Genomic DNA, 23519 nt, shown 5'->3' on the forward strand with positions numbered 1-23519 from the left:
TATATCGCAAAAATGAGTACCTGTTTTATTCAAACAACGGAATTTCTAAAATACAGCTTTTGGTCTCTAGCTACATTTTGACATTTTTCTCCACAATAGTTTTAGGATTAATCCTTTTTCTAATAAAGAAGTTATCTTGAAGAAACATATTTTAGAAGTCGATGGAATACAGAAGAGGTATAGTGAAAAAATTATACTGTCTGATATATATATGAAATGCGAAACTTCAGAAATTGTTGGTTTGCTCGGCCGAAATGGATCCGGAAAATCAACTTTATTAAAAATTATTGTCGGACTTGAACCTGCGCCAAACAAATGCGTTCGGATAGATTCGGTTTCACTAAATAATAAAAATGTTTTGCTGAATGAAATTAGTTATCTGCATCAAGATCAATTCATTCCGAAATATTTGTCTGTTCGCAAAGTAATCTCATTAGCCATCGATAAACAAAATAGGGATATTTTTTGCCAAGATGAATTTATTCAATCTCTTTTAGATAAAAAAATAAGTCATTTATCTGGTGGAGAATTGCGCTATCTCGAAATCAAAACAGTTCTTTTTAACCCTTCAAAATTTGTTTTGCTCGATGAACCTTACAACGGATTGTCTCCTTTAATGGTTGATGTTGTCAATGAAATGATACGATCAAACGTAAGCAAAAAAGGAATTATTATTACAGATCATAATTATCAAAATGTAATCCAGATTTCAACTAGACTAAATTTGATAAAAGAAGGAAGACTTCATAAAATCAATAAAATAGAGGAACTTGCTGAAAAAGGATATTTATCTTATTCTGCCTTTTTGTAAGTGCTTTTTAGCTGAAAATTTTCTTGAAAAATCCTTTCTTTTCGCTCTCTTCAGCATCTCCATTGTTTATTTTTCCGTTTTCAAAACGAAATCTTCTAAACTTCATAAGTTTTACATTCAAATCAAATCGTACTTCGTCAACAGTTTTCATTTTATTAAAATTTTTTGCAAAGCTATGAAAAACTTCTATTAAACGGCATTAGTCTCAAATGTTAATTGTAGAAATGAGTTTAATGGAAAGAAATGTTTGATTTTTAAATAATTCTACTTTTTCTGTTAATTTTTTTTGCATATTTTATTTTAAAGAATGCCAATAATTATGCTATAAATAAAAGTGCTTCAAATGGTTACGAAGGTCTTTTTTTTTAACAAGTGTTTACCAAACAATTATATTTATTAAAAATATCTTTGACCCTTCTTATAATATATAATAACAATTATGATTGATTTAAATACGCTTGTTGAAGAGACCGGAGCTGAGTCTGGATTAAGTTTTAATATAGATGGTATTTTGCTAGAGTCAGTTAATTTGGAGTACGACGGCAATGTAGCGGCAATGATTGGAATGATATTAAAAATGTGCTTAGAGATGTCTGAAGATGTTAATAATGGAGATCTTAAGCAGGTAATGATTAAAAATAGAGATGGTATCGTGGTAGCAAACAAAGACCAATATGATAATTGTGTTGCACTGCTTTCTAAAGATATAAGTAAAATGGGTCTTTTGCTTCGAAAGATGGATACCGTTTTCAACAATTAATTTAAACAAAATTTAAAACATGTCAGATTTTTTACAAAATTTTCAAAACGATTTAAAAGAGAATGTTAACGGATTTATCGCTGTTTCAGTGACTGAAGTTGAAACAGGAATGTCTTACTGTTCGCTTACTGTAAATCCTGATTTTGACCCAGAATTGGCATCTGCTTACAATTTAGAAGTAGTTAAAGCAAAACTAAACGCCATTAAAGCTCTAGGATTAAACCAAAAAATCAACGATATTTTAATTACACTTACAGATCAAATACATATTATTGACGTTTCTGAAGACGGAAGATATTTCATTTATTTAGCTGTAGATTCTACTAAAGCAAATCTTGGATTAACAAGAGCAACTTTATCTAAATACAAAAAAGATATTTCTTCAAAGTTATAATGATATTTTGCCCCCAAAAATGAGAAAAAGGCTATTTTCAACCTCGGTTAGAAATGGCCTTTTTTGATTTTTATAAGGTTAGGTTATTCGAAAAAATCGAATAAAATTGTTTTCAATTCTTCTTTATTTTCGATGTGGCTCATATGCCCGTCTTCAAATGAAACGAGTTCTGCAGTTGTGTCTTCGATTTGAGAAATACTTTCTTCATAATTTAAAACAGGGTCTTTTTTGCCTAAAACCAATAAAACCGGAAACAGATTTTTTTGCAAAAGTGCTTCTCTGTCTTTTCTGATTTTCATTCCTTCTAGAGAAGCTACAATGCCCTGCAAAGGTGTTTTTAAAGCCTGAACTTTTACTTTTTCGATTTCATCAGCCAATCTTATCCTGTTTTTTTCGCTGAATAAATTTGCAATTGCCAGGCTTACAAAGCTTACATAATTCTGCTTTACTGCTTTTATAGCGCGAGTTCGGTTTAATTTCTTTTCGGCGCTGTCTTCTTTGGAAGTTGAATTGAGTAAAACTAATTTTTGAATGTTTTTTGGGAATAATTCGGCGAAAGCCAAACCAACATAACCGCCCATCGAATGCCCTAAAATGATAGCTTTTTCAATTTTTAAATGTTCTAAAACTTCATGAACTGCATTGGCATTTTCTTCCATAGAATGTACATAGCCTAAAGAATCTGATTCGCCGTGACCTAATAAATCAATGGTGACAACACGAAATTTTTCTGAGAAAAAAAGAACATATTCCTGCCACATTTTTTTATTTTCTAAAAAACCATGAAGCAGTACAATTGCAGTTCCAGCGCCCGAATCGGTATACGATATTTTGGTGTTTTTATATAGAATGTTTTTCAAAATGATGCTTTAAAGTTTAAAGTGCAAAGATAAGAAACGTAATATATATAAGAAATATAAGGAAATTTAAGCCTGAATTGTTGATAGGTTTTGTGTTTAAATGAGCTTACAGGACTTATATTGAGCAAAAAAATGGCTCCCATTTCTGAAAGCCATTTAATTTTTATAATTTTAAAAAGGAATTTATTTCTCCAAAATACTTTTCTTTTGCGTCCAGCCATCCATAATGTCGGCAATGTTCAAGTAAAATGAGTTTCGAATTAGGAATTGTTTTATGAGCCAATTCGCCAATTTCGTTGCTGATAACGTCTTCTTTACCTTGAATAATTAAAACAGGATTTTTAAAGTTTTTCAATTTTGCTGAGCAGTCAAAATTGATTTTTTGCATATCATCCCAAAGCAAGCTGTTTATAGTCGAATTTCCTTGTGTTAGTCTTTCAGCGATTATCGGAACATATTTTCGATCATATACATACGCCGGCGCCATTGCTTTTCCGCGACCAAGCGCAGCGGTGTATGAAGTATCGCCTTTTTCAATTCTGTCATTCCAGTAATTCATTGAGTCTTTCTCTACTTTGCTTAAGTTTCTTTCGATAAGATTTTCTGTTTTTCGTAAAGTCAAATCAATGCCTCCAGAAGAAGATAAAACTAATTTATTGATGCTATTTGGGTAAATTGTTGCGTAATATGAAGCTAGCATTCCGCCAAAAGAATGTCCAAGAATATTCCATTTTTTAATTTTTAGATGTTTTCGTAATGACTCAATATCGTCAGCCATTATTTTCATCGAAATAGTTTTAGAATTTACGTCTTTCAGTTTTGATTTTCCAGTTCCTCTTTGGTCGTAAATAATCGTTTCTTGAGTTTCTGCCAAAATTTTAGCCATGCCTTCAAAACCATTACTGTTCATTCCGGGACCGCCGTTAATAATTAAAAGCGGTTCGCCTTTTCCGAATATCTTATAATACGTTTTGCTGGCGTCGCTGTTTGTTGCATAACCTTCGGTTTGAGCAAAACTATGTCCGATAAACATCAAAAAAACAAATAGAAAAATCTTTTTCATTTTTAAATTATTCATTCATTAATGTTTCAATCTCCTCAACTTCAACCGGAATGTTGCGCATTAAGTTAAACGGCGCTCCTTTTTCCTGAACCACAACGTTGTCTTCCAAACGAATTCCGAAACCTTCTGCAGGAATATAGATTCCAGGTTCTACCGTAAAAACCATATTGGCTTTCATTGGTTCGTGAAGTAATCCGTAATCGTGTGTGTCAAGTCCCATATGGTGAGAAGTTCCGTGCATGAAATATTTTTTATAGGCTGGCCATTCTGGATTTTCGTTCTGAACATCAGCTTTGTCAATTAATCCTAAACCTAATAATTCAGAAGTCATGATTTTACCCACTTCAACATGATATTGTTTCCAAAGTGTTCCTGGAGTCAACATTTTTGTAGCTTCATTTTTAACTCTCAAAACGGCATTGTAAACCGCTTTTTGTCTTTCAGAGAATTTACCAGAAACCGGAATAGTTCTAGTCATATCGCTCGAATAATTAGCATATTCTGCCGCAACGTCCAACAAAATTAAATCGCCAGCTTTACATTGCTGATTGTTTTCGATATAATGTAAAACGTTCGCATTGTTTCCAGAAGCGATAATTGGCGTATAAGCAAAACCTTTAGAACGGTTACGGATGAATTCGTGCGACAATTCGGCTTCGATTTCATATTCGGTTACGTTTGGTTTCACAAACGAAAGCAATCTGCGGAAACCTTTCTCCGTAATATCACAAGCCTGCTGAATCAAATCGATTTCTTCGCTTTCTTTTACAGAACGAATGCGTTGTAAAATTGGATTGCTTTTCGCTACATTGTGTGCAGGATAACGTTCTTTCCACCATTTTACAAAACGAGCTTCGCGGGTTTCAGTTTCAACCGTTGCGCGGTAATGTTCGTTTGTATTAATGTACATCGTATCGGCATACGTCATCATTTCATTCAAAACTTTATGAAAATCCTGCAACCAATAAACAGTTCTAATTCCAGAAACCTGAAAAGCGCGTTCTTTACTTAATTTTTCACCTTCCCAAACCGCAATATGGTCGTTAGTTTCTTTCAAGAAAAGAATCTCTTTTTGACTTTCGTAAGGCGCATCTGGAAACAAAAGCAAAATACTTTCTTCCTGATCTACACCACTTAAATAAAAAATGTCGCGGTGTTGTGCAAACGGCAAAGTACTGTCGGCACTAATTGGGTAAATGTCATTTGAGTTGAAAACGGCAACCGAATTAGGTTTCATTTCTGCCGTGAATTTTTTGCGGTTTTTTACAAAAAGAGCGCTGTTTATTTGATGATATTTCATAATAATTTCGTTTTTGAACTTCGAATTTCAAAATTACTATTTTTTACAGAAGTGCGTATAATTGATTTATTAAAGTTTTCTTATTTGTTAGAGTTTGCCACAAAGACCCTAAGACACAAAGTTTTTGCACAATCTTGTCATTTCGGCGAAGGAGAAATCTCCGCAAGTAACTCCGTAAAGATTGATAAACGCAAAGTTCTGTCATTTCGACGGAGGGAGAAATCACAATAGAAACTCGACAAAGATTGGCGATTTACACAGATTTGACAGATTTTTAATCTTAATTTAGTATCTTAAAATAGGCGTGCCCCTCCGGTTCGTCGCGAAGCTTCGGGATCGGCTATATTTTTTATTTTGCTCCGCTGCATAAAAGGATACCGCCTTTATCTCTCACGCTTGCGGTTTAAAAAGAAGAAACAGATAATTAGAAATTTTGATTTTGTAATAATGTTGTTTTAATTCTTATTTTCGGTTATGAAAAAGAATTTCAAAAAACAAACTGAAAAGAATGGCGAATTACAAATGGACAATTAATTTGAGTATTGCTACACCAATGATTTTAATTTCTTCTATAATTATTTGAGGAGGAGGACATGGTTTTACAGATCAACTTATTGTTTTGTTTCCTTGGGGTTCTTTTTTTTTATCTGTTGATGTTGGTTTTCTTTTTTAGTTTAATACAATTTCCTATTTATGGACTTTTCTATGATAAATCTTTTAATAAATTGAAAACAGTATGTACAACTACTGTAACTCATTTATTAGTAGCGACAGGAGTTTTTTTTAAAATATAAATAAAAGATGAAAGAAATAATATTATTTTCAAAAGCTGAAATAAGAAAAGTGAATACTCTAGACCTAGATTTCATCTATAAATCAATCTGTGAATTAGAAAATGAAATTATAGAATTCGAAGTATTCAAAGCAATCTTTAACGAAAACATTTCAAATCCAAAAAATCTTTATTTAATAGCCGAAAACAAAAACGAACCATTAGGTTTTATAAGCTTTCACACCCAAAATCTTTTACATCATTGCGGATTAGTTGGCGAAGTTCAGGAATTTTTTATTCATCAAAATTATCGTGGTCAAGGTGTTGGAAGATTATTGATAAATGAGATTTTAAATTTTGCAGATCAGAATAATTTAAAAAGCATCGAAGTAACCACAAATAAAAAAAGGGTAGAAAATGTATCTATTTACGAAAATCTTGGATTTACTTTATCGCATAATAAGTTCACTATTTATAAGTAATGAAACAGCTAAATTCATCCATAAAACACAATCTGATAGTAGGCTTGTTGCTTGCTTTATGGATATTCATTTTTGCTTTTATTATAAAACCTTTTGATGACGGAACTTTAAATTTTCGTTCTTGGTTTTTAATAAGTCTTGGCTTTAGCGTAATAGCATTTTTATGTTATGGCATTTTTGCTTTTGTTCAAAAAGCGGTTTACGAAAAAAAAGCAAAATGGAACAGCAGTTTAGAAATTGGCAGTGTCCTGTTTTTTTACGTGATTTATTTAATCTGTATTTACACCTATTATAAAAGTCCGATTTTAAAAGGAGGATATGATTTTGGGCAATTCTTCTCGATAATATTTATAAAAGTAGCGCTTGTTGTAACTCCAGTAATTGTTCTGGCAAGAATATATTTAATAAAACTGATTCCGATAAAAGATGAAGTTTTAATTATTAGAGGCGAAAACAAATTAGATGTTTTAAAAATCAGCAAAGCCGATTTAGTTTGTATTTCTAACGCTCAAAATTATGTAGAGATTTTCTATCTTGAAAACGAAAAACTAACTTCAAAACTGCTTCGGGCTTCTCTTAAAAAAGTACAGCAAGATTTTGATTTCTTACTTCAAATTCATCGTTCTCATTTAATAAATCCGATGCATTTTAAATCTTGGCGAAATCAAAATACGGTTCTTCTTACCCAAATCGAACTTCCGGTTTCTAAAAATTATAAAGAAGCTTTATTGTCTTTGTAATTTCGTACCTAAAAACGCTGGTTTTGTACCTAAGTTAGTAAAATAAGGATTTACGTAGGTTTTTCATTTTAGTTTTGTTCATCAATTTTTAAAATAAATTATGAAAACAAAACACCTTTGCCTAATCGGATTATTATTTTTCGTCATCAGTTATTTATTCTTTTCTAAAATTTTGCCCAACTTTCATCAGCCAATCGATTTTGCACATTGGTTCAATTTAATTGGAGCTTGTTTGTTATTTTCTTTCAATCATGTATTTCCTAAAAACAGATTAAATCTGGTCGCTTCTACAATTACTGCATTAGGCGTTATTGCACACATCGGACTTTGCACAATCGACTTACTAATGTGGAGTTTTGGGAATGATGATTTTGCCAGAGAAAAATTAAGCCAGCATATTAGTAATGCGCCATCGATTTTATATCCTTTTGTAATTGTTGGTCCGTCTTTACTTTTTATTGGACTTTCTATGCACGCGTTGAATTTTATCAAAACAAATACGATAAGTTTTCTCATGGTTTTTGTTTCTTCACTGGCAATCGGTTTTTCCTTTTTTGTATTAAAAAATGGAGTTTATATGCTGGTGAGTTGTATTGTTTTTGTTTTGGGATTAGGATTTTTACTTTATAGAAAGGAATAAAAACAGAAGCCATGCATTAAATTAGTTTGGCATAAAAATCCAAATTCAATTAAATAAGAAAGATTGATGTCTTATTTAAAAGCAAGAAGCGCAATTTTTTTACAATATTGAAATAACCCAAAGAAAAAAAAACCGAAACATGAAGCTTCGGTTTTGGAATTCCCTTATTGGAATTTAAAAATTTAATCAATCCATTTATAATATCTAGCTCCAATCAAATTTGGAATTTCTTTTTCAATTCGGTCCAGAACCCATTCGTTTTTCGGAGTTCGAACACTTGTTTTTTGTTCTTTTTTATGAAGGCTTTCATAAGTTTCAAAACCAATTTCTATGCTTTCAGCTAAGTTTTCAAAAAGCTTTACATTTGCCAAAGCCGATTTCCATTCCGGTTGAATCGTTCCTTCAAAAACTTTCGATTTAGATCCGCTTCCGTAAGCAAGGAATCCGAATTTAGTTCCGGCAACTTCTTTATTGCTGTCATAAAAATGAGCTAAAGTCGATAATAATCCCATGAAAATGGAACCTGTATATAGATTCCCAATTAGCGATGAAGCCAATTCTGCAGGCTGTAATTTCTCGGTTACAAATTTTCTGTATTCATCAGATTTTCCAACTTCTTTAATTTTGGTTTGATAATCTGCCGGTGCAATATTCTCTGAAATAATTTTATCATTATGATCTAAAGCGTAAATTTCAGATAACATTCGTCGCCCCTGAAAAGAATACGGCAAGTGCATAATAATGCTGTTCCAAGAATTGTATAAAGTTTCGGTAGTGTTTTTTAGTTTTTTAAATGAAAAATAAGCATTACGCGTACGATCCATATAACATTGATTCGAATATTGGCCGTCAAAAACCGGCTGATCCTTGTGGATCTCGATTTCAGCTTCTAAATTATCAAACCACGGATCGTTGTTTTGGTTTTGCGTAATCGCTTCTTTTGAAACGCTTCTGTAAGGTTTAAAGAAATCGAAAACACCTTTTGTACTTGTAGCCCAATTTTCATCAAAAGCAATTATTCTTGGGTTTGAAGTTATAAGCATTGCTACAGCTCCGGCGCCTTGTGTGTATTCTCCGGTTGAGTTTAGATCGTATTTAGCAAAATCAGTCGTAACCACAATTGCTTTTTTGGTTGGATTTAGTTTTACAAAATCGATACAGTTTTGCAACGCGTCAATACCGCCAATACAGGCAAAAGTAAAATCGACAACATCACATTCTGCTAAAGAATCTTCACCAAATTTTTGTTCCATTAAGCTGATTAAAAAAGAACTAATTGGTTTCGAGCTGTCGATACCGCTTTCAGTACCAACGTAAATTCGGCTGATTTCACTTAAGTTTATTTCGTTTTCAAGAATAAGTTTAGTCAAAGCATTTGCTCCAAAAACGACTGCATCTTGATGAACGTCTGGTAAAGTCATTTTAAGTAATCCGAGACCTTTTTCTAATTTTTCGGGTTCAATATTTCGGGCAACGGCCAAAGTTTTTATGGGTAAATGTACGTTGGCTACATCAAAAGAGATAGCGTCAATTCCTGTTTTCATTCTGATTTTTTTTGAAGCCGATAAAGGTAAAATTATGCTATTAAAATTCAGCCGTTTTATTGGATTAAAATTGCTGTAGCGTTTATTTTTGAGGAAAAGAAACCAAAAAGTATAAAAAAATAACAATTTGGTAATTATATAAAAGTCAGGATTTAGTTAAAATGCTTTCAGAAAAAACCCTATTTTGTTGTTTTTAAATAATTTGCAATAATGTTATTCAAAGCTCTTTAAAATCATTATAAATAACAGCGAAATGGTTGTAGTTCATGTCTAATTGCTTTATTTTTGTCTAATTTTTTAAAACAAACTACTTAAACACTTATGGCACAATCTGCACAGTTGAATGCTTCCATCTTAAAGAAAGTGGCTATGGCTCTTTCGGGAATATTCTTAATCACGTTTTTAGCGCTGCATGTTTCCTTAAATTTTATTTCTATTATTAGTGAAGATGTTTTTAACGAGGCTTCGCACTTTATGGGATACAATCCGCTGATACAATATGTTATGCAGCCAGTTTTGGCAATTGGAGTAATTTTCCATTTCGTAATGGGATTTGTACTTACTGCTCAAAACAATGCAGCAAGACCAATTGCTTATGCAAGATACAACGGAGCGGCAAACGCTTCTTGGAGTTCTAGAAATATGATTATTTCTGGATTGGTTATTTTGGCTTTCTTAGGATTGCATTTTTATGATTTTTGGTTTCCAGAAGTAAACTATAAATATGTAGTAGGTAATGCGCCAGATGCTACAAGATATTATGGAGAGTTAGTTCATAAATTTCAAGATCCAATCCGTACAGGATTATACTGTGTGTCTTTTATCCTTTTAGGATTTCACCTTTGGCACGGATTCGGTTCATCTCTTCAGTCAATGGGGATGCACAATAAATATTCTAGATTTTTAAGTAAAGTGGGTTATGGTTTTGCAGTTGTAGTACCGGCACTTTTCGTAATTATCGCATTATTTCATCATTTCAATAATTAATATAAATTATAATGGCATTAGATTCAAAAATTCCACACGGCCCAATATCGGACAAATGGACAGATTATAAAGATCATATTAATTTAGTAAACCCTGCAAACAAACGTAATTTAGATATTATCATTGTTGGTACAGGTTTGGCTGGAGGTTCAGCTGCGGCTACTTTGGCTGAGCAGGGATATAACGTAAAAGCTTTTTGCTTTCAGGATTCACCAAGACGTGCGCACTCTATTGCAGCACAAGGGGGAATCAATGCAGCAAAAAATTATAAAGGTGATGGTGACTCAGTTTACAGATTATTTTACGATACTGTAAAAGGGGGTGACTACCGTGCACGTGAGGCAAACGTTCACCGTTTGGCTGAAGTTTCTGCTAATATTATTGACCAATGTGTGGCTCAAGGAGTTCCATTGGCTCGTGAATATGGCGGACTTTTAGATAACCGTTCTTTTGGAGGAACTTTGGTTTCTCGTACTTTTTATGCACAAGGGCAAACTGGTCAGCAATTATTGTTAGGAGCTTATTCTGCAATGAACCGTCAGATTGGTCGTGGAAAAATTAAAATGTACAATCGTCATGAAATGCTTGACCTTGTTATCGTAAACGGAAAAGCGAGAGGTATTATCGCTCGTAACTTAATTACTGGAGAAATAGAAAGACATTCTGCTCACGCGGTAGTAGTTGGTTCTGGAGGATACGGAAACGTATTTTTCTTGTCAACAAATGCTATGGGAAGTAATGCAACAGCAGCTTGGAAAATTCATAAAAAAGGAGCGTTTTTCGCAAATCCTTGTTACACACAAATTCACCCAACTTGTATTCCAGTTTCTGGAGATCACCAGTCAAAACTGACTTTGATGTCTGAATCGTTACGTAATGACGGTCGTATTTGGGTTCCTGCAAAATTAGAAGATGCTAAAGCAATTCGTGAAGGAAAGAAAAAAGCAACAGATTTATCTGAAGCTGAGAGAGATTATTTCTTAGAAAGAAGATATCCTGCTTTTGGTAACTTAGTACCTCGTGACGTTGCGTCTCGTGCTGCAAAAGAAAGATGTGATGCTGGTTTTGGAGTTAACAAAACTGGAGAAGCTGTTTACTTAGATTTTGCTGCAGCGATCAAACGTTACGGAACTGAAGAAGCTTTCGTAAAAGGTTTAGATGCAAATGATGCTGCATTAGTAACTAAATTAGGAGCTGAAATCGTGAAAAGTAAATACGGAAACTTATTCCAAATGTATTACAAAATTGTTGACGAAGATCCTTATACTACACCAATGATGATTTACCCTGCAGTTCACTATACGATGGGTGGAACTTGGGTAGATTATAATTTAATGACTACAATTCCTGGATGTTTCTCAATTGGAGAATCTAACTTCTCTGATCACGGAGCAAACAGACTTGGAGCTTCTGCTTTGATGCAAGGTTTAGCTGATGGATATTTCGTGTTACCATATACTATTGGAGATTATTTAGCTCCGGATATTAAAATGGGACCAATTTCTACAGATTTGCCAGAATTCGTAGCAGCAGAAAAAGAAGTAAAAGATCAAATCGACAGATTTATCAATAATAAAGGAACTCATTCTGTAGATTATTTCCATAAGAAATTAGGAAAAATCATGTGGGATAAAGTAGGTATGGCACGTAATGCTAAAGGTTTAACTGAAGCTATCGAAGAAATTGCTGCTTTACGTGAGGAGTTTTATAAAGATGTAAAAGTTCCTGGAAGCGCTAACGAATTTAATCAGGAATTAGAGAAAGCAACACGTGTTGCCGATTTCTTAGAGTTAGGAGAATTGTTCGCAAAAGATGCATTGCACCGTAATGAATCTTGTGGAGGTCACTTCCGCGAAGAATACCAAACAGAAGAAGGAGAAGCACTTCGTGATGACGAAAACTTTGCATATGTTGCAGCTTGGGAGTACAAAGGAAAACCAAGTGACGCGGTATTACACAAAGAACCTCTGGTTTACGAAAACATTAAATTAGTTCAAAGAAGCTACAAATAAGAATTTGGTCGAAAGTCCAAAGTCTTAAAGTCCAAAGGCAAATTGTCAGGCGACTTTCGACTTTCGACTTTATGACTTTCAAACTAAAAAGGTATGAAACTTACATTAAAAATATGGCGTCAAAAAAACGCCCAAGATAAAGGGGGAATTGTTGATTACCCAATCGACGGAATCGAACCAGATATGTCTTTCCTTGAAATGCTTGATGTTCTTAACGAACAATTAATCAACAAAGGAGAAGAGCCAGTAGCATTTGACCACGATTGTCGTGAAGGAATTTGCGGAATGTGTTCTTTATTCATCAACGGAGAAGCACACGGGCCAGACAGAGGAGTTACAACTTGCCAATTGCACATGCGTATGTTTAAAGATGGTGACACGATTTTTATCGAGCCATTTAGAGCAAAAGCTTTTCCTGTAATTAAAGATTTAGTTGTAGACAGAAGTTCTTTTGACAGAATTCAGCACGCTGGTGGATTTATCTCGGTAAATACTTCAGGAAATACAATTGATGCGAATACAATTCCGATTAACAAACACGATGCAGATAAATCATTTGATGCTGCTGCTTGTATTGGTTGTGGAGCTTGTGTTGCAACTTGTAAGAACTCATCTGCAATGTTGTTCGTTGCTGCAAAAGTATCGCAATACGCTTTATTGCCACAAGGTAAAATCGAAGCTGTTGATCGTGTTTTAAATATGGTACACCAAATGGATCATGAAGGTTTTGGTAACTGTACTAATACCGGAGCTTGTGAAGTAGAATGCCCAAAAGGAATTTCTCTTGAAAATATTGCACGTATGAACCGTGAATATTTATCTGCAAGTTTAAAAGGATAATCTAAAGACTTTTAGTTTTAAATAAAAAAAGGATCAGCTTCAACTGATCCTTTTTTTTGTGTTTTATTTCTAAAAAATTAATGTCAATGAAAGTTTTAATTTATAACTGGGCATTTATGCAATAAAATATTTTATAACATCGACAGTAAAAAAATGACGAAAACACATAGGTACAATCCGTGGTAAGTGTGTCTTGGCACACCTTCGACAGTAATAACAGGAAATTTTATTACTTGATTTTTTTGGTTTATTAGGAAGTATTTGCATAAACGCTGAACTCCATAGAATAATCTTTCTTCACTAACGGTAATTGTTATCTTTTTTAAAGTAATATTAATTTGATAAGCTGCTTTTTTTGATTAAAAGGGTTGACTTTTTGCAATAAATTCTTTTCTGCAAAAAAATGCAAAAGCAATTCTTGTTTAAATGTCTTTAAATAGATTGATTATCTTTTTGTTTGTTTGTGTTGTGTTTTGTTTCGCAATATTATTGCATTTATTGTTTAAATTTGTTTAAAAAATAATTCGCATGAATAATGATAATGAAGCAGTAAATTACAGTAAGGAAGAACGTAAAAATCTTATTTTAAAAGAGATTAACTTGCATACCCGTGTAAGTTTCGAAACGCTTTCGGCTAAATTATTTGTTTCAGAAGATACTATAAGACGTGATATAAATGAACTTGAATCAGAATCTTTATTGATAAAAGTAAAAGGGGGTGCGATGACAAAAGCATATCACCATTCTTCATCCAATCAAACTTATGCAGGCGAATCTAAACAAATTATTGCGCAAAAAACTTTAGGACTTCTTCATGACGGAATGGTTCTGTTAATTGGTGGCGGTACTACAATTCGTGAATTCATTCGCTTAATTCCCAATGATTTAAATCTTACTATTTTCACGGTTACCGTTTTATCTGCGGTTGAACTTTTAGATAAGCCGAATGTTAAAATTATCATGATTGGCGGCAGTATTTCTTCGTACAGCCAAATGTGTGTGAGCGGCGATGTGTATAATCAATTGGCAAATATAAAAGTCGATTTATTACTATTAGGAACCAATGCTTTAGATATCGAAGGCGGATTCTCAGATTCTGACTGGGAAACCGTTCAGGTAAAAAAAGCAATGATTCAGGCTTCTGAAAAAAAAGCAATTTTAACTATTTCTGAAAAACTTGATACGGTTCTAAAAATGAAAATTGGCAACTTATCTGAGGTTGATTACGTTGTAACGGAGGTTGATCCAAGTGACGAAAAATTACAATCGTATAAGAAGGCAGTTCCAAGTGTACTTTTTATTTAATCCCAATTCTTCATTAAAAATTGAGCCAGTTTTAAAAAGATTCTTTTCTAATTCTTCATCACAATATCGGTTGTTTTAAAAATTGGCCATTCAATGCATTCTGGTTCAGATAATTTGTCGGCCAATCCCTATAATAATCTGGCGTTAAAGACATTTTTAGGGCCAATTTGATCCGTGGCGATTTGAGTTTTAGGTTCTTTTGTTTCGAAAAAATTTCCTTCATGCATCCGCAATCCTTTGTATAAATGTGCAGAACCGTCTGATTTCTAAAACTCATAGAAAGTGTTTTATAAAATTCGTATTTTTGAAGTATGAAAATCGCACTTATACAATCAGATCTTTATTGGGAAGATGCTTCTAAAAACAGAAAAAACTTGGAATCGAAAATAAATAAAATCGATTCTGAAGTAAATTTGATCGTTCTTCCAGAAATGTTTTCTACCGGATTTACTATGAATGCTTCACCTGTAGCAGAACCTATGGAAGGCGAAACAGTTTTGTGGATGAAGGCGATAGCGAGACAAAAAAACTGCGCCGTTACAGGAAGTGTAATTATCATCGAAAACGAACAATATTATAATCGAATGTTGTTTGTTTTTCCGTCAGGAGAACTTAAATATTATGACAAACGTCATTTGTTTACATTGGCTGGAGAAGATCAGTCTTATACTGCAGGAACTCAAAAAGTAATTGTCGAGTACTTAAATTGGAAGATTTGCCTGCAGATTTGCTATGATCTGAGATTTCCGGTCTTTGCAAGAAATGTCGAAAATTATGATTTGCTTTTGTATGTTGCCAATTGGCCAAAAGTGCGTACAAACGCATGGGATGCATTATTAAAAGCACGAGCAATCGAGAACTTAAGCTATGTAATTGGAGTAAATAGAATAGGAGTAGATGCGAATAACTACGAATATATTGGACATTCGCAAGCAGTTGATTATTTAGGAAATTATATTCTAGTACCACAAGAAACAGAAAACGCTTTTGTGGTTGACTTAGATAAAAATAAAATGTTGGAAACCCGAGAAAAACTCGATTTTTTGAGTGATAAAGATTTTTTCGAAATTAAAATCTAAAAAGCTTTCCGTTTTTTGACTTCTTCTTTTTTCTTTTTCGCATCTTCTTTTTTCTCCACTTCCGGATTAAAAGGAACGCTCATATCAATTGCTTGATCTACATCCCAATTCGCACGGACATCAACTGCTTTCTGGAAATAAAAGACTTCTTCTGAGTATGTCTTGGTTAAGAAATTACCAGAATCATAAATTTTATTTTTGTTGTCGTCGTATATAATTCGGACAGTAAATTCTTCTGGCTCTAATAAATTGAATTCGATTTTGGTTTTTCCTTCAGAATATTCAGTCGCAATAACGTTGTCACCTTTTTTATTGGTTATTTCAACGATAATAGGAAAGCGTTTTACATTCTGTAAATTCAACACTAAATTTCCGTAATCTTCTAATTCCTTCGTGCTTAGTTTATATGTTAAAGTATCGTTTGTTTTATCATAGAAATCAGTCAATGCGCCCGGCAAGAAAGTAAATTTATACTTTTCTAAAGGCTCTTTTTTGAAATCTACATACAATTTTTGTTCAAACGCATTATATTCTGTAGTAAAATCTACAGCAGTCGAATCTTTATTGATTAACTTGATTTTAGATTTATCAAATTTAACCAAAGGCGTTGCAGTTTCAAGCGTAAACCTGTCTCTGAAATTAATAATACCATTTTGAAGCGCCGTGATGTTCAGTGTGTCTTTTTTCTGGTCTTTAATCTTAAAATTGAATTTTTTGTTGTAGTTCTCAGCGTTCACTTCTAAAGAAAGCGAGTCGACTTTTATTGGTTTATACCAAATTTGCAATGAATCTTTTTTAGGAAATTGTGTTACAATAGATTCTACAACTTCATTATTATTTCTAATGGTGATTTTTGGCTTAGAAAGTTTGAAACTCTGTTTTGCATCATAAGGAAGAAACAATCTGTTTCCAGATACCTGAATAGGTTTCAGTGTTTTCAGCGGAAGCGTTTCCTTAAATAATTCTAATTCAAAAATAGTGTCGTTTGGTATTGTAATAGGATGCTTTATAAATCCGATTTTATCATCTTTGGGATTATATCGATTATTTCCAGATTTGTCTTTCATTGCCACTAAAAGATATTTTCCGGCTTTTAGATTTTCTAATTTAAAAGTACGCAAACTGTCTAAAGTGTTTGTAATGTACCTCGGGTATTCCTTATAAACAGCAGAATCTTTAAATTTATCGTTTATTTCGTACAGCATTACAGAAACAAAATTGTCTACATTTTTTTCATAAGAATCCTTTATGATGCCGCTTATAGAAAGCGAATCAATATAAGATCCGGTCGAAAAAACATATTTAAATTGATTGATCGCATTTCCTTCATTATTATCGGCAATACTTTGACCAAAATTCAAACTATATGTTGTGTTTGGCTGTAAGGTGTCTTTGATTTTGATGCTGATAAATTTACTTACGTTAGTAGGTGTAATAACGGGCTCATGTTTCATAGGCGGCGAAACGATAAGCTGTTTGTTTATGTTTTTAAGTTTTATGTATTCATCAAATGTCAGAATGATTTCGTCTCCCTTAAAATCAGTGCTGAAATTTTTAGGCGAACTTGATCTTAAAACAGGAGCAAGAGTATCTTTTAGTCCACCTGTTATACTGCCTCTTTTGGCACAGCTCATCATTAAAAATACCAGTAAAAATGAAAAATATTTTAAGTTGTTTTTCAACATAATCGTTTTTGAATTTGATTGCACAAAATAACGATTATATTTGCTTTAATCGAAATTTTTTATCTATTTATTAGGATTCGCCCGTTTTGATTTTTCTTATTTTTAAGAATTTGAAAGCACTAATGGCACATAATTTCTTACTTTTGATTTCAAATGTAATTTCTGCTAGTTTTGATAAAAAGAATTTTTTTAGGCTGCCTGTTTTTTTTGCTCGTTGCCTGCGGTAAAAGTGACAGACCAATTATTGCTTTTTATTATTGGAAAACAATCTTGAAGTTTTCTGAAACCGAGAAAGAGATTTTGCAGGATAATAAAGTAAATAAACTTTACGTCAGGTATTTTGATGTTGGCCTGCATCCTAAAACACAACAGCCTATACCAATAAGCCCGATTCATTTTCAAGAAAATACCAGCAATTTTGAAATTGTTCCTATAATTTTTATTCAAAATAAAGTCATGCTTTTGTCGAATGTTGATATAAATCATTTGGCTCAAAAGACAGTTCGTTTAGTCGAAGAAATAAATTTGAAAAATAAAATTGACTGCAAAGAAATTCAGATTGACTGCGATTGGACACTGAAAAGTAAAGACAATTATCTTAAATTTATAGAAAAATTTAAAACGCTTTCGCGGAAAAAACTCTCGGCGACAATTCGTCTGCATCAGGTGAAATATTTCAAAAAGACAAAAATTCCAAATGTTGATTCTGGTGTTTTGATGTATTATAATATGGGAACAATTGCAAGCGATTCTTTAAATTCTATTTACAGCGAAAAAATCGCTAAAAAATATCTGGCAAGCTTAAAGAAATATCCGCTGCATCTTGATTTTGCCTTGCCAATATATTCTTGGGCAATTCATATCAGAAATCAGAAAGTGATTGGTTTACGCTCAAAACTTAATCTAAGCGAACTGAGAAAAGATGGAAATTTTCAGCAGATCAGCACCATTTTTTTTAAAACAAAACATTCTAATTATAAAAACGGCATTTTTTATGAAGAAAATGATTTGCTTAAAATAGAAGCTCTTTCATCTGAAAACTTGATTGAAATGGCGGATCAATTATCGGAGAATACAGCTCAGCCTCCAAAAGAAATTATATTTTACGATTTAGATGAATTCAATTTAAAAAATTATGAAAAAAATATTTTTGAACAAGTTATTTCTTGTTTCTAGTACAGTTTTACTTTTTGCTTATGGAATAATTTATGCCTGCGCAGATGGCGATTGGGATTATTTTTTGGACAATTCTAATTTTACGCCAGAAACCTTTACAGATAAATCGTATACGCCACTATTTTTATCAGGTTCAATTTTTTACGGAATTGGTTTTGATACCGAACATAATTCAAGATTCAATAAAAATATTCAATCAGATTGGGAAGTTTACCTTAAAGGAAAAGCCGATACCGCAACTGTAAATTATTTTTTAATTGGAGATGAATCGCCAAAGTACTATTCTGATAAAGATAAAACTATTGAAAACAAAAGCGAAATTGAACAGCTTCATGTGTATTTCAAAACCAAAAAAGATAATAAAACGTCTTTAAAATGGGGAAAGAAAATCAGTTTGAAAGACGCTAAAATTAAAAGTTTTATTGAGTTTTTATATTTGGCACAAAAAATTGAAACGGTTTCTATTGGAGACGATTATTGGAGTTATGATCCGGTTGTAGCGAAAACGTTTAATGATTTGAAAATGATTCAATCAATCGAGAATGTTTACAATACAACTGCAGATTCATTTCTAAAGAACAGATATTGGTTTCTTACCATGAAAGCCTATTTCTACAGTAATAATAAGCAGAAAGCAATTCAGTTTTTTAATAAGACAGAAAATTCAGTTCCAAAAAACACGTTATATTATCGTGCGCTCTCTTATGTGGCGGGAATAAATTACCAGCAGAAAAAATACGCAACTTCAAATTATTTGTACGCACAGGTATTTGACAAATGTCCGGAAATGCGAATTGTTACAGCTTATAGTTTTCATCCTAAAAATGAAGCTGACTGGACTAAGTCTTTGGCAATGGCTAAAAATAATCAAGAAAAGGCAGCGCTTTGGGCAATTCATGGCTATTATAAAGATGAAGTTCAGGCAATTGAAAAAATTTATGAGTTAGATGCAAAAAGCGAACATCTGAATTATTTGCTTACGCGTTTGGTAAACAGACAAGAGCAAGATTTGAATAATTCATTTAAGCAGAGCGCAGGAGAAAATCAGCCAGTTAAAAATCAAACAATTGTAGAAAACAGAACTGAAAATTTAGCTAAAATCAATAAAAAAGCATTTGATGTTGTTTCAAAAATAGCAACAGCAGGAAATACTGAAAAGCCATATTTGTGGAATATTGCTTTAGGTTATCTCCAAACTCTAAAAGGCGATTTCGCTGTTGCAGATGCTAATTATGATAAAGCAGAAAAAACAATGCCACAGACAGAATTGGCAAAATACCAACTGCGATTACTTCGCTTTGTAAATAATCTAAGCAAAATAGATAAACTGACAGATAAAAACGAAAAAACAATTTTAGCCGATTTAAATTGGCTTTATCAAGAACTTCCAAAAAACTATAAAGGATCTGAGTTTCGTTATCAAAATGCGGCACAGTGGAGCAAAAATTATTTAGCTGTACTTTATAGCGCAAAAGCAAATCCGGTCATGGCAGAATTGTTTAATGAATCGCGCGATAATTATTGGAACGATGGTAATTCTTTTTATGATAACGAAAAGAATTTACTGGATATGAAAGCTTTTTTGGCTAAGCCAAATAAAACAGAGATCGAGAAAATTGCTGCTGGGATTTATAGTCTAAAATTAAAAGACATAAATAATTTTCAAGCAGTTCAGTCTACTTTCAAGAATAAAATTCCAGAAGCAATTGCTTTTATACAACAAACAGATTCGGTCCAGTATTATACTTTTTTAGGAAATCCATTTAATGGAAATATTAAAGACTGTCATGATTGTGAACACGCGGCGTATCAGAAGAAGAAATATTCGCAATTAGAATTCCTGACTACAATAAAATCAATGCAGGATAAATTAGCTCAAAAAGAAGATGTTTATACGAATAGTTTGCTGCTAGGAAATGCATTTTATAATATCACACATTTTGGAAACGGAAGGACTTTCTACGAAATTAATATTGTCGGATACGGTTCTAGTCCATATTCTTTCCGCGATTCAATGAAAAAAATGATTACCAATTGCGATGTTCCAAAAATGTATTATCAAAAAGCATTTGAAGCTGCAACGTCAAAAGAACAAAAAGCAAAATGCGTGTATTTGATTTCAAAATGTGAACGAAACGAATATTATAACAATAAGTATAATAATGTAACCAATTGGTGGAGTGTTGACGATGATAAAATTAATTTCCTTGCTTGGAATGGTTTTAAAACTTTAAAGAAAGACTATTCAGACACGAAATATTACCAAGATGTAATTGCAGAATGCGGTTATTTTAATACTTATATCAATCAATAATACTATGGTAAATAAAATAGAACATATTGGAATTGCCGTTAAAAACATAGACGACGCAAATGTATTGTTTGAAAAATTGTTAGGCATTCCGTCTTATAAAATGGAAACTGTCGAAAGCGAAGGTGTATTAACTTCTTTTTTTCAAACAGGAGTTAATAAAATTGAACTTTTAATGGCAACAAATCCAGAAAGTCCGATTGCTAAATTTTTAGAAAAAAAAGGAGAAGGAATTCATCATATTGCTTTTGATGTAGAAGATATTCATGCCGAAATTTCCCGTTTGAAAAGTGAAGGTTTTGTGCTGATAAACGAAGTTCCTAAAAAAGGCGCTGATAATAAATTGGTCGCTTTCCTGCATCCAAAAAATACAAATGGCGTTTTAGTAGAGCTTTGTCAGGAAATTAAGTAAAAAAATAATGTTTTTTGATTTCAAATAAGACATTGAGAATCAATTGTGTTTTAAAATATGTGGATTGCTATTTGAAATTAAATACAAATCATATCCTAAAATATTTGGAGTGAATTAAAAATAGTAGTAATATTGCATCCTCAAACCGGTCCTATAGCTCAGCTGGTTAGAGCACCTGACTCATAATCAGGTGGTCCCTGGTTCGAGCCCAGGTGGGACCACTTCAAAAGCTTCATAAATCTTATGAAGCTTTTTTTTTTGTGTTTAAAGTTGCTTTTTTGCAAAAATCTTATACATTTGTCAAAGAAAAGCGTTATAAATCAAGGTTTTGTACGAAATTTCTATTATCAGGCCCCAAGTCTAATTAATATCGCACTTGCTTATAGCAGGTTTAACTTATGAAAATAAATAAAACTATTTTTTTAGCATTTTGCTTAGTTATAGCAAATGTGTCGAATGTTTTGTCGCAAGCTCCGCCAGACCCTAGGCCAGACCCGCCAGGACAAGAAACACCATTAGATACAAATCTTTTAATTTTATTAGCTGCAGGATTAATCTTCGGAACTGTAGTTATTTATAAGAACAAAATGAAAAAAGCTTCAATGTAAATTGAAGCTTTTTTTGCGAAATTGTCTTTTTTGCTTTATTTGCTGATCGAGTAAAGTCTAGAGATGTATTTTCCGACAACATCAAATTCTAAATTTATTTTTGTTCCAACTTTAAAGTTTTTGAAATTGGTGTGCTCAAAAGTATAAGGTATAATCGAAACGCTAAATTCATTTGTTTTAGAATTTACAACGGTAAGACTTACTCCATTTACAGTAATAGAACCTTTTTCTATTGTTATATTGTTGAGGTTTGAGTCGTATTCAAAAGTATAGTTCCAGCTTCCGTTTGCTTCTTCGATCTTAATACAAGTTCCGGTTTGATCTACATGGCCTTGTACGATATGACCGTCAAGACGGTCGCCAAGCTTCATTCCTCTTTCTAAATTAATAATGTCATTTACGTTCCAATCTCCAATATTTGTCTTTAAAATAGTTTCATCAATAGCCGTTACGGTATAAAAAGAATCTGTTATGTTAACGACAGTCAGGCAAATTCCGTTATGCGAAACGCTTTGGTCAATTTTTAATTCATTTGTAAAAGAAGACTCAACTGTAACGTGAAGATTGTTTTGATCTTTTTGTATTTCGTGAACCCTTCCTAGGGTTTCTATAATTCCTGTGAACATTGTTGTTTTATTTTACTAAATTTGCACATCAAAATTAGTAATAAATAAGCTGAGCTCATGAATAAAAAAGCAGAAAATATAATTGTTGGAATTTCAATTGGAGATTTAAACGGTATTGGAAGCGAAGTTATACTTAAAACATTCGAAGATTCTCGCATGTTGGAGATGTGTACGCCAGTTATTTTTGCCAATGCCAAAATACTTTCTTTCGTTAAAAAAAGTTTTACTTCATCAGTTCAATTTCATGGAGTTGATAAATTAGATCAAGTTTTGCCTGGAAAAGTAAATGTATTTAATTTATGGAAAGAAGGCGTTGATATAAATTTAGGTCAAAATGATGAAAAGATCGGCGAGTATGCTATAAAATCTTTTGTAGCAGCAACCAAAGCTTTAAAAGAAGATTTGATAGATGTACTTGTTACAGCTCCGATAAATAAATATAACATTCAGTCAGAAGATTTTAAATTTCCAGGACATACAGATTATCTGAATCAAGAATTAGAGGGTAATGCTCTTATGATGATGGTTCAGGATAATTTGAGAGTGGGTTTGTTGACGGATCATGTGCCATTGAATGAAGTCTCTTCTCACTTAACAGAAGAATTAATTACAAGAAAAATTGAGACAGTAAGAAAATCGCTGATTCAAGATTTTAGCATAGTAAAACCAAAAATTGCTGTATTAGGATTAAATCCTCATGCTGGTGATGGAGGAGTTATTGGTAAAGAAGATGATTTGGTTTTAAAACCAGCCTTGAAGAAAATATTTGATGCCGGAACGATGGTATTTGGGCCATTTCCTGCTGATGGATTTTTTGGAAGCGGTCAATATGAAAAATATGATGCTATTGTGGCGACCTATCACGATCAAGGATTGATTCCTTTTAAAACATTATCTTTTGGAAAAGGAGTAAATTATACGGCAGGTTTAAACAAAGTGAGAACCTCGCCAGATCACGGTACAGCCTATGATATTGCTGGAAAAGATATGGCAGATTTTAATTCGTTTAAAGAGGCAGTTTATCTCGCGATAGATATTTTTCGTTCGCGTAATCAGTATGAGGAGATTAGCCAAAAACCTCTTAAAATAAAAGAAAAACAGTTATAAACAAA

The 23519-nt window shown here is 32.6% G+C and carries 23 protein-coding genes and 1 tRNA gene; 17 read left to right on the forward strand and 7 right to left on the reverse strand.

Annotated elements, in window-relative coordinates; all coding sequences use genetic code 11:
* Positions 1–136 precede the first annotated feature (136 nt).
* Positions 137–811: an ATP-binding cassette domain-containing protein gene (locus IRZ83_RS16175; protein WP_194570289.1), complete on the forward strand. Its 675-nt coding sequence runs from the start codon at positions 137–139 to the stop codon at positions 809–811.
* A 7-nt stretch (positions 812–818) separates the two neighbouring features.
* Here IRZ83_RS16175 and IRZ83_RS16180 read toward each other — a convergent pair whose 3' ends face one another.
* Complete coding sequence (locus IRZ83_RS16180) at positions 819–962, reverse strand: hypothetical protein (protein ID WP_157494976.1); 144 nt, start codon at positions 960–962, stop codon at positions 819–821.
* A gap of 288 nt (positions 963–1250) precedes the next feature.
* On the opposite strand from IRZ83_RS16180, the gene IRZ83_RS16185 reads away from it, so the two are divergent.
* The gene (locus tag IRZ83_RS16185; RefSeq protein WP_029270823.1) at positions 1251–1571 is read left to right on the forward strand and encodes a roadblock/LC7 domain-containing protein; all 321 of its coding nucleotides are present in this window, start codon (positions 1251–1253) and stop codon (positions 1569–1571) included.
* A 19-nt stretch (positions 1572–1590) separates the two neighbouring features.
* Positions 1591–1965, forward strand: a complete 375-nt coding sequence (locus tag IRZ83_RS16190; protein WP_029270821.1) for a hypothetical protein — start codon at positions 1591–1593, stop codon at positions 1963–1965.
* Between the two features lie 83 nt (positions 1966–2048).
* Here IRZ83_RS16190 and IRZ83_RS16195 read toward each other — a convergent pair whose 3' ends face one another.
* The 3 genes from IRZ83_RS16195 to IRZ83_RS16205 form a co-directional block, all read right to left on the reverse strand.
* The gene (locus IRZ83_RS16195; RefSeq protein ID WP_194570291.1) at positions 2049–2825 is read right to left on the reverse strand and encodes an alpha/beta fold hydrolase; all 777 of its coding nucleotides are present in this window, start codon (positions 2823–2825) and stop codon (positions 2049–2051) included.
* 163 nt (positions 2826–2988) lie between these two features.
* A complete protein-coding gene (locus IRZ83_RS16200) occupies positions 2989–3888 on the reverse strand; it encodes an alpha/beta fold hydrolase (protein WP_228520716.1) in 900 nt (299 codons plus the stop codon).
* A 7-nt stretch (positions 3889–3895) separates the two neighbouring features.
* Positions 3896–5188, reverse strand: coding sequence for an aminopeptidase P family protein (locus tag IRZ83_RS16205; protein ID WP_194570296.1), 1293 nt, complete (start codon positions 5186–5188; stop codon positions 3896–3898).
* 801 nt (positions 5189–5989) lie between these two features.
* Here IRZ83_RS16205 and IRZ83_RS16210 point away from each other — a divergent pair.
* The 3 genes from IRZ83_RS16210 (at position 5990) to IRZ83_RS16220 (ending at position 7822) form a co-directional block, all read left to right on the forward strand.
* A complete protein-coding gene (locus IRZ83_RS16210; RefSeq protein ID WP_194570298.1) occupies positions 5990–6442 on the forward strand; it encodes a GNAT family N-acetyltransferase in 453 nt (150 codons plus the stop codon).
* Complete coding sequence (locus IRZ83_RS16215) at positions 6442–7182, forward strand: LytTR family DNA-binding domain-containing protein (protein WP_194570300.1); 741 nt, start codon at positions 6442–6444, stop codon at positions 7180–7182. The genes IRZ83_RS16210 and IRZ83_RS16215 overlap by 1 nt, the downstream gene beginning before the upstream one ends.
* A 100-nt stretch (positions 7183–7282) precedes the next feature.
* Entirely contained in the window at positions 7283–7822 is a 540-nt protein-coding gene (locus IRZ83_RS16220) for a hypothetical protein (RefSeq protein ID WP_194570302.1), read from the forward strand.
* 182 nt (positions 7823–8004) lie between these two features.
* Here the strand turns inward: IRZ83_RS16220 and IRZ83_RS16225 are convergent, their stop codons facing one another.
* Entirely contained in the window at positions 8005–9366 is a 1362-nt protein-coding gene (locus IRZ83_RS16225; protein WP_194570304.1) for a hydroxymethylglutaryl-CoA synthase family protein, read from the reverse strand.
* Between the two features lie 321 nt (positions 9367–9687).
* Between IRZ83_RS16225 and IRZ83_RS16230 the strand changes: the two genes are divergently transcribed.
* From IRZ83_RS16230 to IRZ83_RS16250, 5 genes are all read left to right on the forward strand, one after another.
* Positions 9688–10353 carry a succinate dehydrogenase cytochrome b subunit gene (locus IRZ83_RS16230; protein WP_029270803.1) on the forward strand — a complete coding sequence of 222 codons (666 nt, stop codon included), beginning with the start codon at positions 9688–9690 and terminating at the stop codon, positions 10351–10353.
* Positions 10354–10364: 11 nt separating this feature from the next.
* Positions 10365–12365: a fumarate reductase/succinate dehydrogenase flavoprotein subunit gene (locus tag IRZ83_RS16235; protein WP_029270802.1), complete on the forward strand. Its 2001-nt coding sequence runs from the start codon at positions 10365–10367 to the stop codon at positions 12363–12365.
* A 93-nt stretch (positions 12366–12458) separates the two neighbouring features.
* Positions 12459–13205, forward strand: a complete 747-nt coding sequence (locus IRZ83_RS16240) for a succinate dehydrogenase/fumarate reductase iron-sulfur subunit (protein WP_035617551.1) — start codon at positions 12459–12461, stop codon at positions 13203–13205.
* Between the two features lie 528 nt (positions 13206–13733).
* Entirely contained in the window at positions 13734–14510 is a 777-nt protein-coding gene (locus IRZ83_RS16245; RefSeq protein ID WP_194570306.1) for a DeoR/GlpR family DNA-binding transcription regulator, read from the forward strand.
* A gap of 311 nt (positions 14511–14821) precedes the next feature.
* Positions 14822–15589, forward strand: a complete 768-nt coding sequence (locus IRZ83_RS16250; RefSeq protein ID WP_194570308.1) for an amidohydrolase — start codon at positions 14822–14824, stop codon at positions 15587–15589.
* Here the strand turns inward: IRZ83_RS16250 and IRZ83_RS16255 are convergent.
* A complete protein-coding gene (locus IRZ83_RS16255; RefSeq protein WP_194570310.1) occupies positions 15586–17274 on the reverse strand; it encodes an Ig-like domain-containing protein in 1689 nt (562 codons plus the stop codon). The two genes, IRZ83_RS16250 and IRZ83_RS16255, sit on opposite strands and share 4 nt — an antisense overlap.
* A gap of 171 nt (positions 17275–17445) precedes the next feature.
* Between IRZ83_RS16255 and IRZ83_RS16260 the strand changes: the two genes are divergently transcribed.
* From IRZ83_RS16260 to IRZ83_RS16280, 5 genes are all read left to right on the forward strand, one after another.
* Positions 17446–18450 carry a hypothetical protein gene (locus tag IRZ83_RS16260; protein ID WP_194570312.1) on the forward strand — a complete coding sequence of 335 codons (1005 nt, stop codon included), beginning with the start codon at positions 17446–17448 and terminating at the stop codon, positions 18448–18450.
* The gene (locus IRZ83_RS16265) at positions 18410–20764 is read left to right on the forward strand and encodes a hypothetical protein (protein WP_194570314.1); all 2355 of its coding nucleotides are present in this window, start codon (positions 18410–18412) and stop codon (positions 20762–20764) included. The genes IRZ83_RS16260 and IRZ83_RS16265 overlap by 41 nt, the downstream gene beginning before the upstream one ends.
* A gap of 4 nt (positions 20765–20768) precedes the next feature.
* Positions 20769–21173 carry a methylmalonyl-CoA epimerase gene (gene mce / locus IRZ83_RS16270; protein WP_194570316.1) on the forward strand — a complete coding sequence of 135 codons (405 nt, stop codon included), beginning with the start codon at positions 20769–20771 and terminating at the stop codon, positions 21171–21173.
* Between the two features lie 147 nt (positions 21174–21320).
* Positions 21321–21394: transfer RNA gene (locus tag IRZ83_RS16275), tRNA-Ile, on the forward strand.
* Between the two features lie 177 nt (positions 21395–21571).
* Positions 21572–21781, forward strand: a complete 210-nt coding sequence (locus IRZ83_RS16280) for a hypothetical protein (RefSeq protein ID WP_029270784.1) — start codon at positions 21572–21574, stop codon at positions 21779–21781.
* 35 nt (positions 21782–21816) lie between these two features.
* Here IRZ83_RS16280 and IRZ83_RS16285 read toward each other — a convergent pair whose 3' ends face one another.
* Entirely contained in the window at positions 21817–22407 is a 591-nt protein-coding gene (locus tag IRZ83_RS16285) for a riboflavin synthase (RefSeq protein WP_194570319.1), read from the reverse strand.
* Positions 22408–22464: 57 nt separating this feature from the next.
* On the opposite strand from IRZ83_RS16285, the gene pdxA reads away from it, so the two are divergent.
* Positions 22465–23514, forward strand: coding sequence for a 4-hydroxythreonine-4-phosphate dehydrogenase PdxA (gene pdxA, locus IRZ83_RS16290; RefSeq protein WP_029270780.1), 1050 nt, complete (start codon positions 22465–22467; stop codon positions 23512–23514).
* Positions 23515–23519: the final 5 nt, after the last annotated feature.

The sequence above is a fragment of the Flavobacterium sp. JLP genome (assembly GCF_015350755.1).
Classification (GTDB): Bacteria; Bacteroidota; Bacteroidia; order Flavobacteriales; family Flavobacteriaceae; genus Flavobacterium.

What these genes read in the sequence shown, in the direction of transcription:
- IRZ83_RS16180 (WP_157494976.1), bottom strand. Translation starts at nt 962, where the DNA reads ATGAAAACTGTTGACGAAGTACGATTTGATTTGAATGTAAAACTTATG.
- IRZ83_RS16185 (WP_029270823.1), top strand. Translation starts at nt 1,251, where the DNA reads ATGATTGATTTAAATACGCTTGTTGAAGAGACCGGAGCTGAGTCTGGA.
- IRZ83_RS16190 (WP_029270821.1), top strand. Translation starts at nt 1,591, where the DNA reads ATGTCAGATTTTTTACAAAATTTTCAAAACGATTTAAAAGAGAATGTT.
- IRZ83_RS16200 (WP_228520716.1), bottom strand. Translation starts at nt 3,888, where the DNA reads ATGAAAAAGATTTTTCTATTTGTTTTTTTGATGTTTATCGGACATAGT.
- IRZ83_RS16205 (WP_194570296.1), bottom strand. Translation starts at nt 5,188, where the DNA reads ATGAAATATCATCAAATAAACAGCGCTCTTTTTGTAAAAAACCGCAAA.
- IRZ83_RS16210 (WP_194570298.1), top strand. Translation starts at nt 5,990, where the DNA reads ATGAAAGAAATAATATTATTTTCAAAAGCTGAAATAAGAAAAGTGAAT.
- IRZ83_RS16215 (WP_194570300.1), top strand. Translation starts at nt 6,442, where the DNA reads ATGAAACAGCTAAATTCATCCATAAAACACAATCTGATAGTAGGCTTG.
- IRZ83_RS16220 (WP_194570302.1), top strand. Translation starts at nt 7,283, where the DNA reads ATGAAAACAAAACACCTTTGCCTAATCGGATTATTATTTTTCGTCATC.
- IRZ83_RS16225 (WP_194570304.1), bottom strand. Translation starts at nt 9,366, where the DNA reads ATGAAAACAGGAATTGACGCTATCTCTTTTGATGTAGCCAACGTACAT.
- IRZ83_RS16230 (WP_029270803.1), top strand. Translation starts at nt 9,688, where the DNA reads ATGGCACAATCTGCACAGTTGAATGCTTCCATCTTAAAGAAAGTGGCT.
- IRZ83_RS16235 (WP_029270802.1), top strand. Translation starts at nt 10,365, where the DNA reads ATGGCATTAGATTCAAAAATTCCACACGGCCCAATATCGGACAAATGG.
- IRZ83_RS16240 (WP_035617551.1), top strand. Translation starts at nt 12,459, where the DNA reads ATGAAACTTACATTAAAAATATGGCGTCAAAAAAACGCCCAAGATAAA.
- IRZ83_RS16245 (WP_194570306.1), top strand. Translation starts at nt 13,734, where the DNA reads ATGAATAATGATAATGAAGCAGTAAATTACAGTAAGGAAGAACGTAAA.
- IRZ83_RS16250 (WP_194570308.1), top strand. Translation starts at nt 14,822, where the DNA reads ATGAAAATCGCACTTATACAATCAGATCTTTATTGGGAAGATGCTTCT.
- IRZ83_RS16255 (WP_194570310.1), bottom strand. Translation starts at nt 17,274, where the DNA reads ATGTTGAAAAACAACTTAAAATATTTTTCATTTTTACTGGTATTTTTA.
- IRZ83_RS16265 (WP_194570314.1), top strand. Translation starts at nt 18,410, where the DNA reads ATGAAAAAAATATTTTTGAACAAGTTATTTCTTGTTTCTAGTACAGTT.
- mce (WP_194570316.1), top strand. Translation starts at nt 20,769, where the DNA reads ATGGTAAATAAAATAGAACATATTGGAATTGCCGTTAAAAACATAGAC.
- IRZ83_RS16280 (WP_029270784.1), top strand. Translation starts at nt 21,572, where the DNA reads ATGAAAATAAATAAAACTATTTTTTTAGCATTTTGCTTAGTTATAGCA.
- IRZ83_RS16285 (WP_194570319.1), bottom strand. Translation starts at nt 22,407, where the DNA reads ATGTTCACAGGAATTATAGAAACCCTAGGAAGGGTTCACGAAATACAA.
- pdxA (WP_029270780.1), top strand. Translation starts at nt 22,465, where the DNA reads ATGAATAAAAAAGCAGAAAATATAATTGTTGGAATTTCAATTGGAGAT.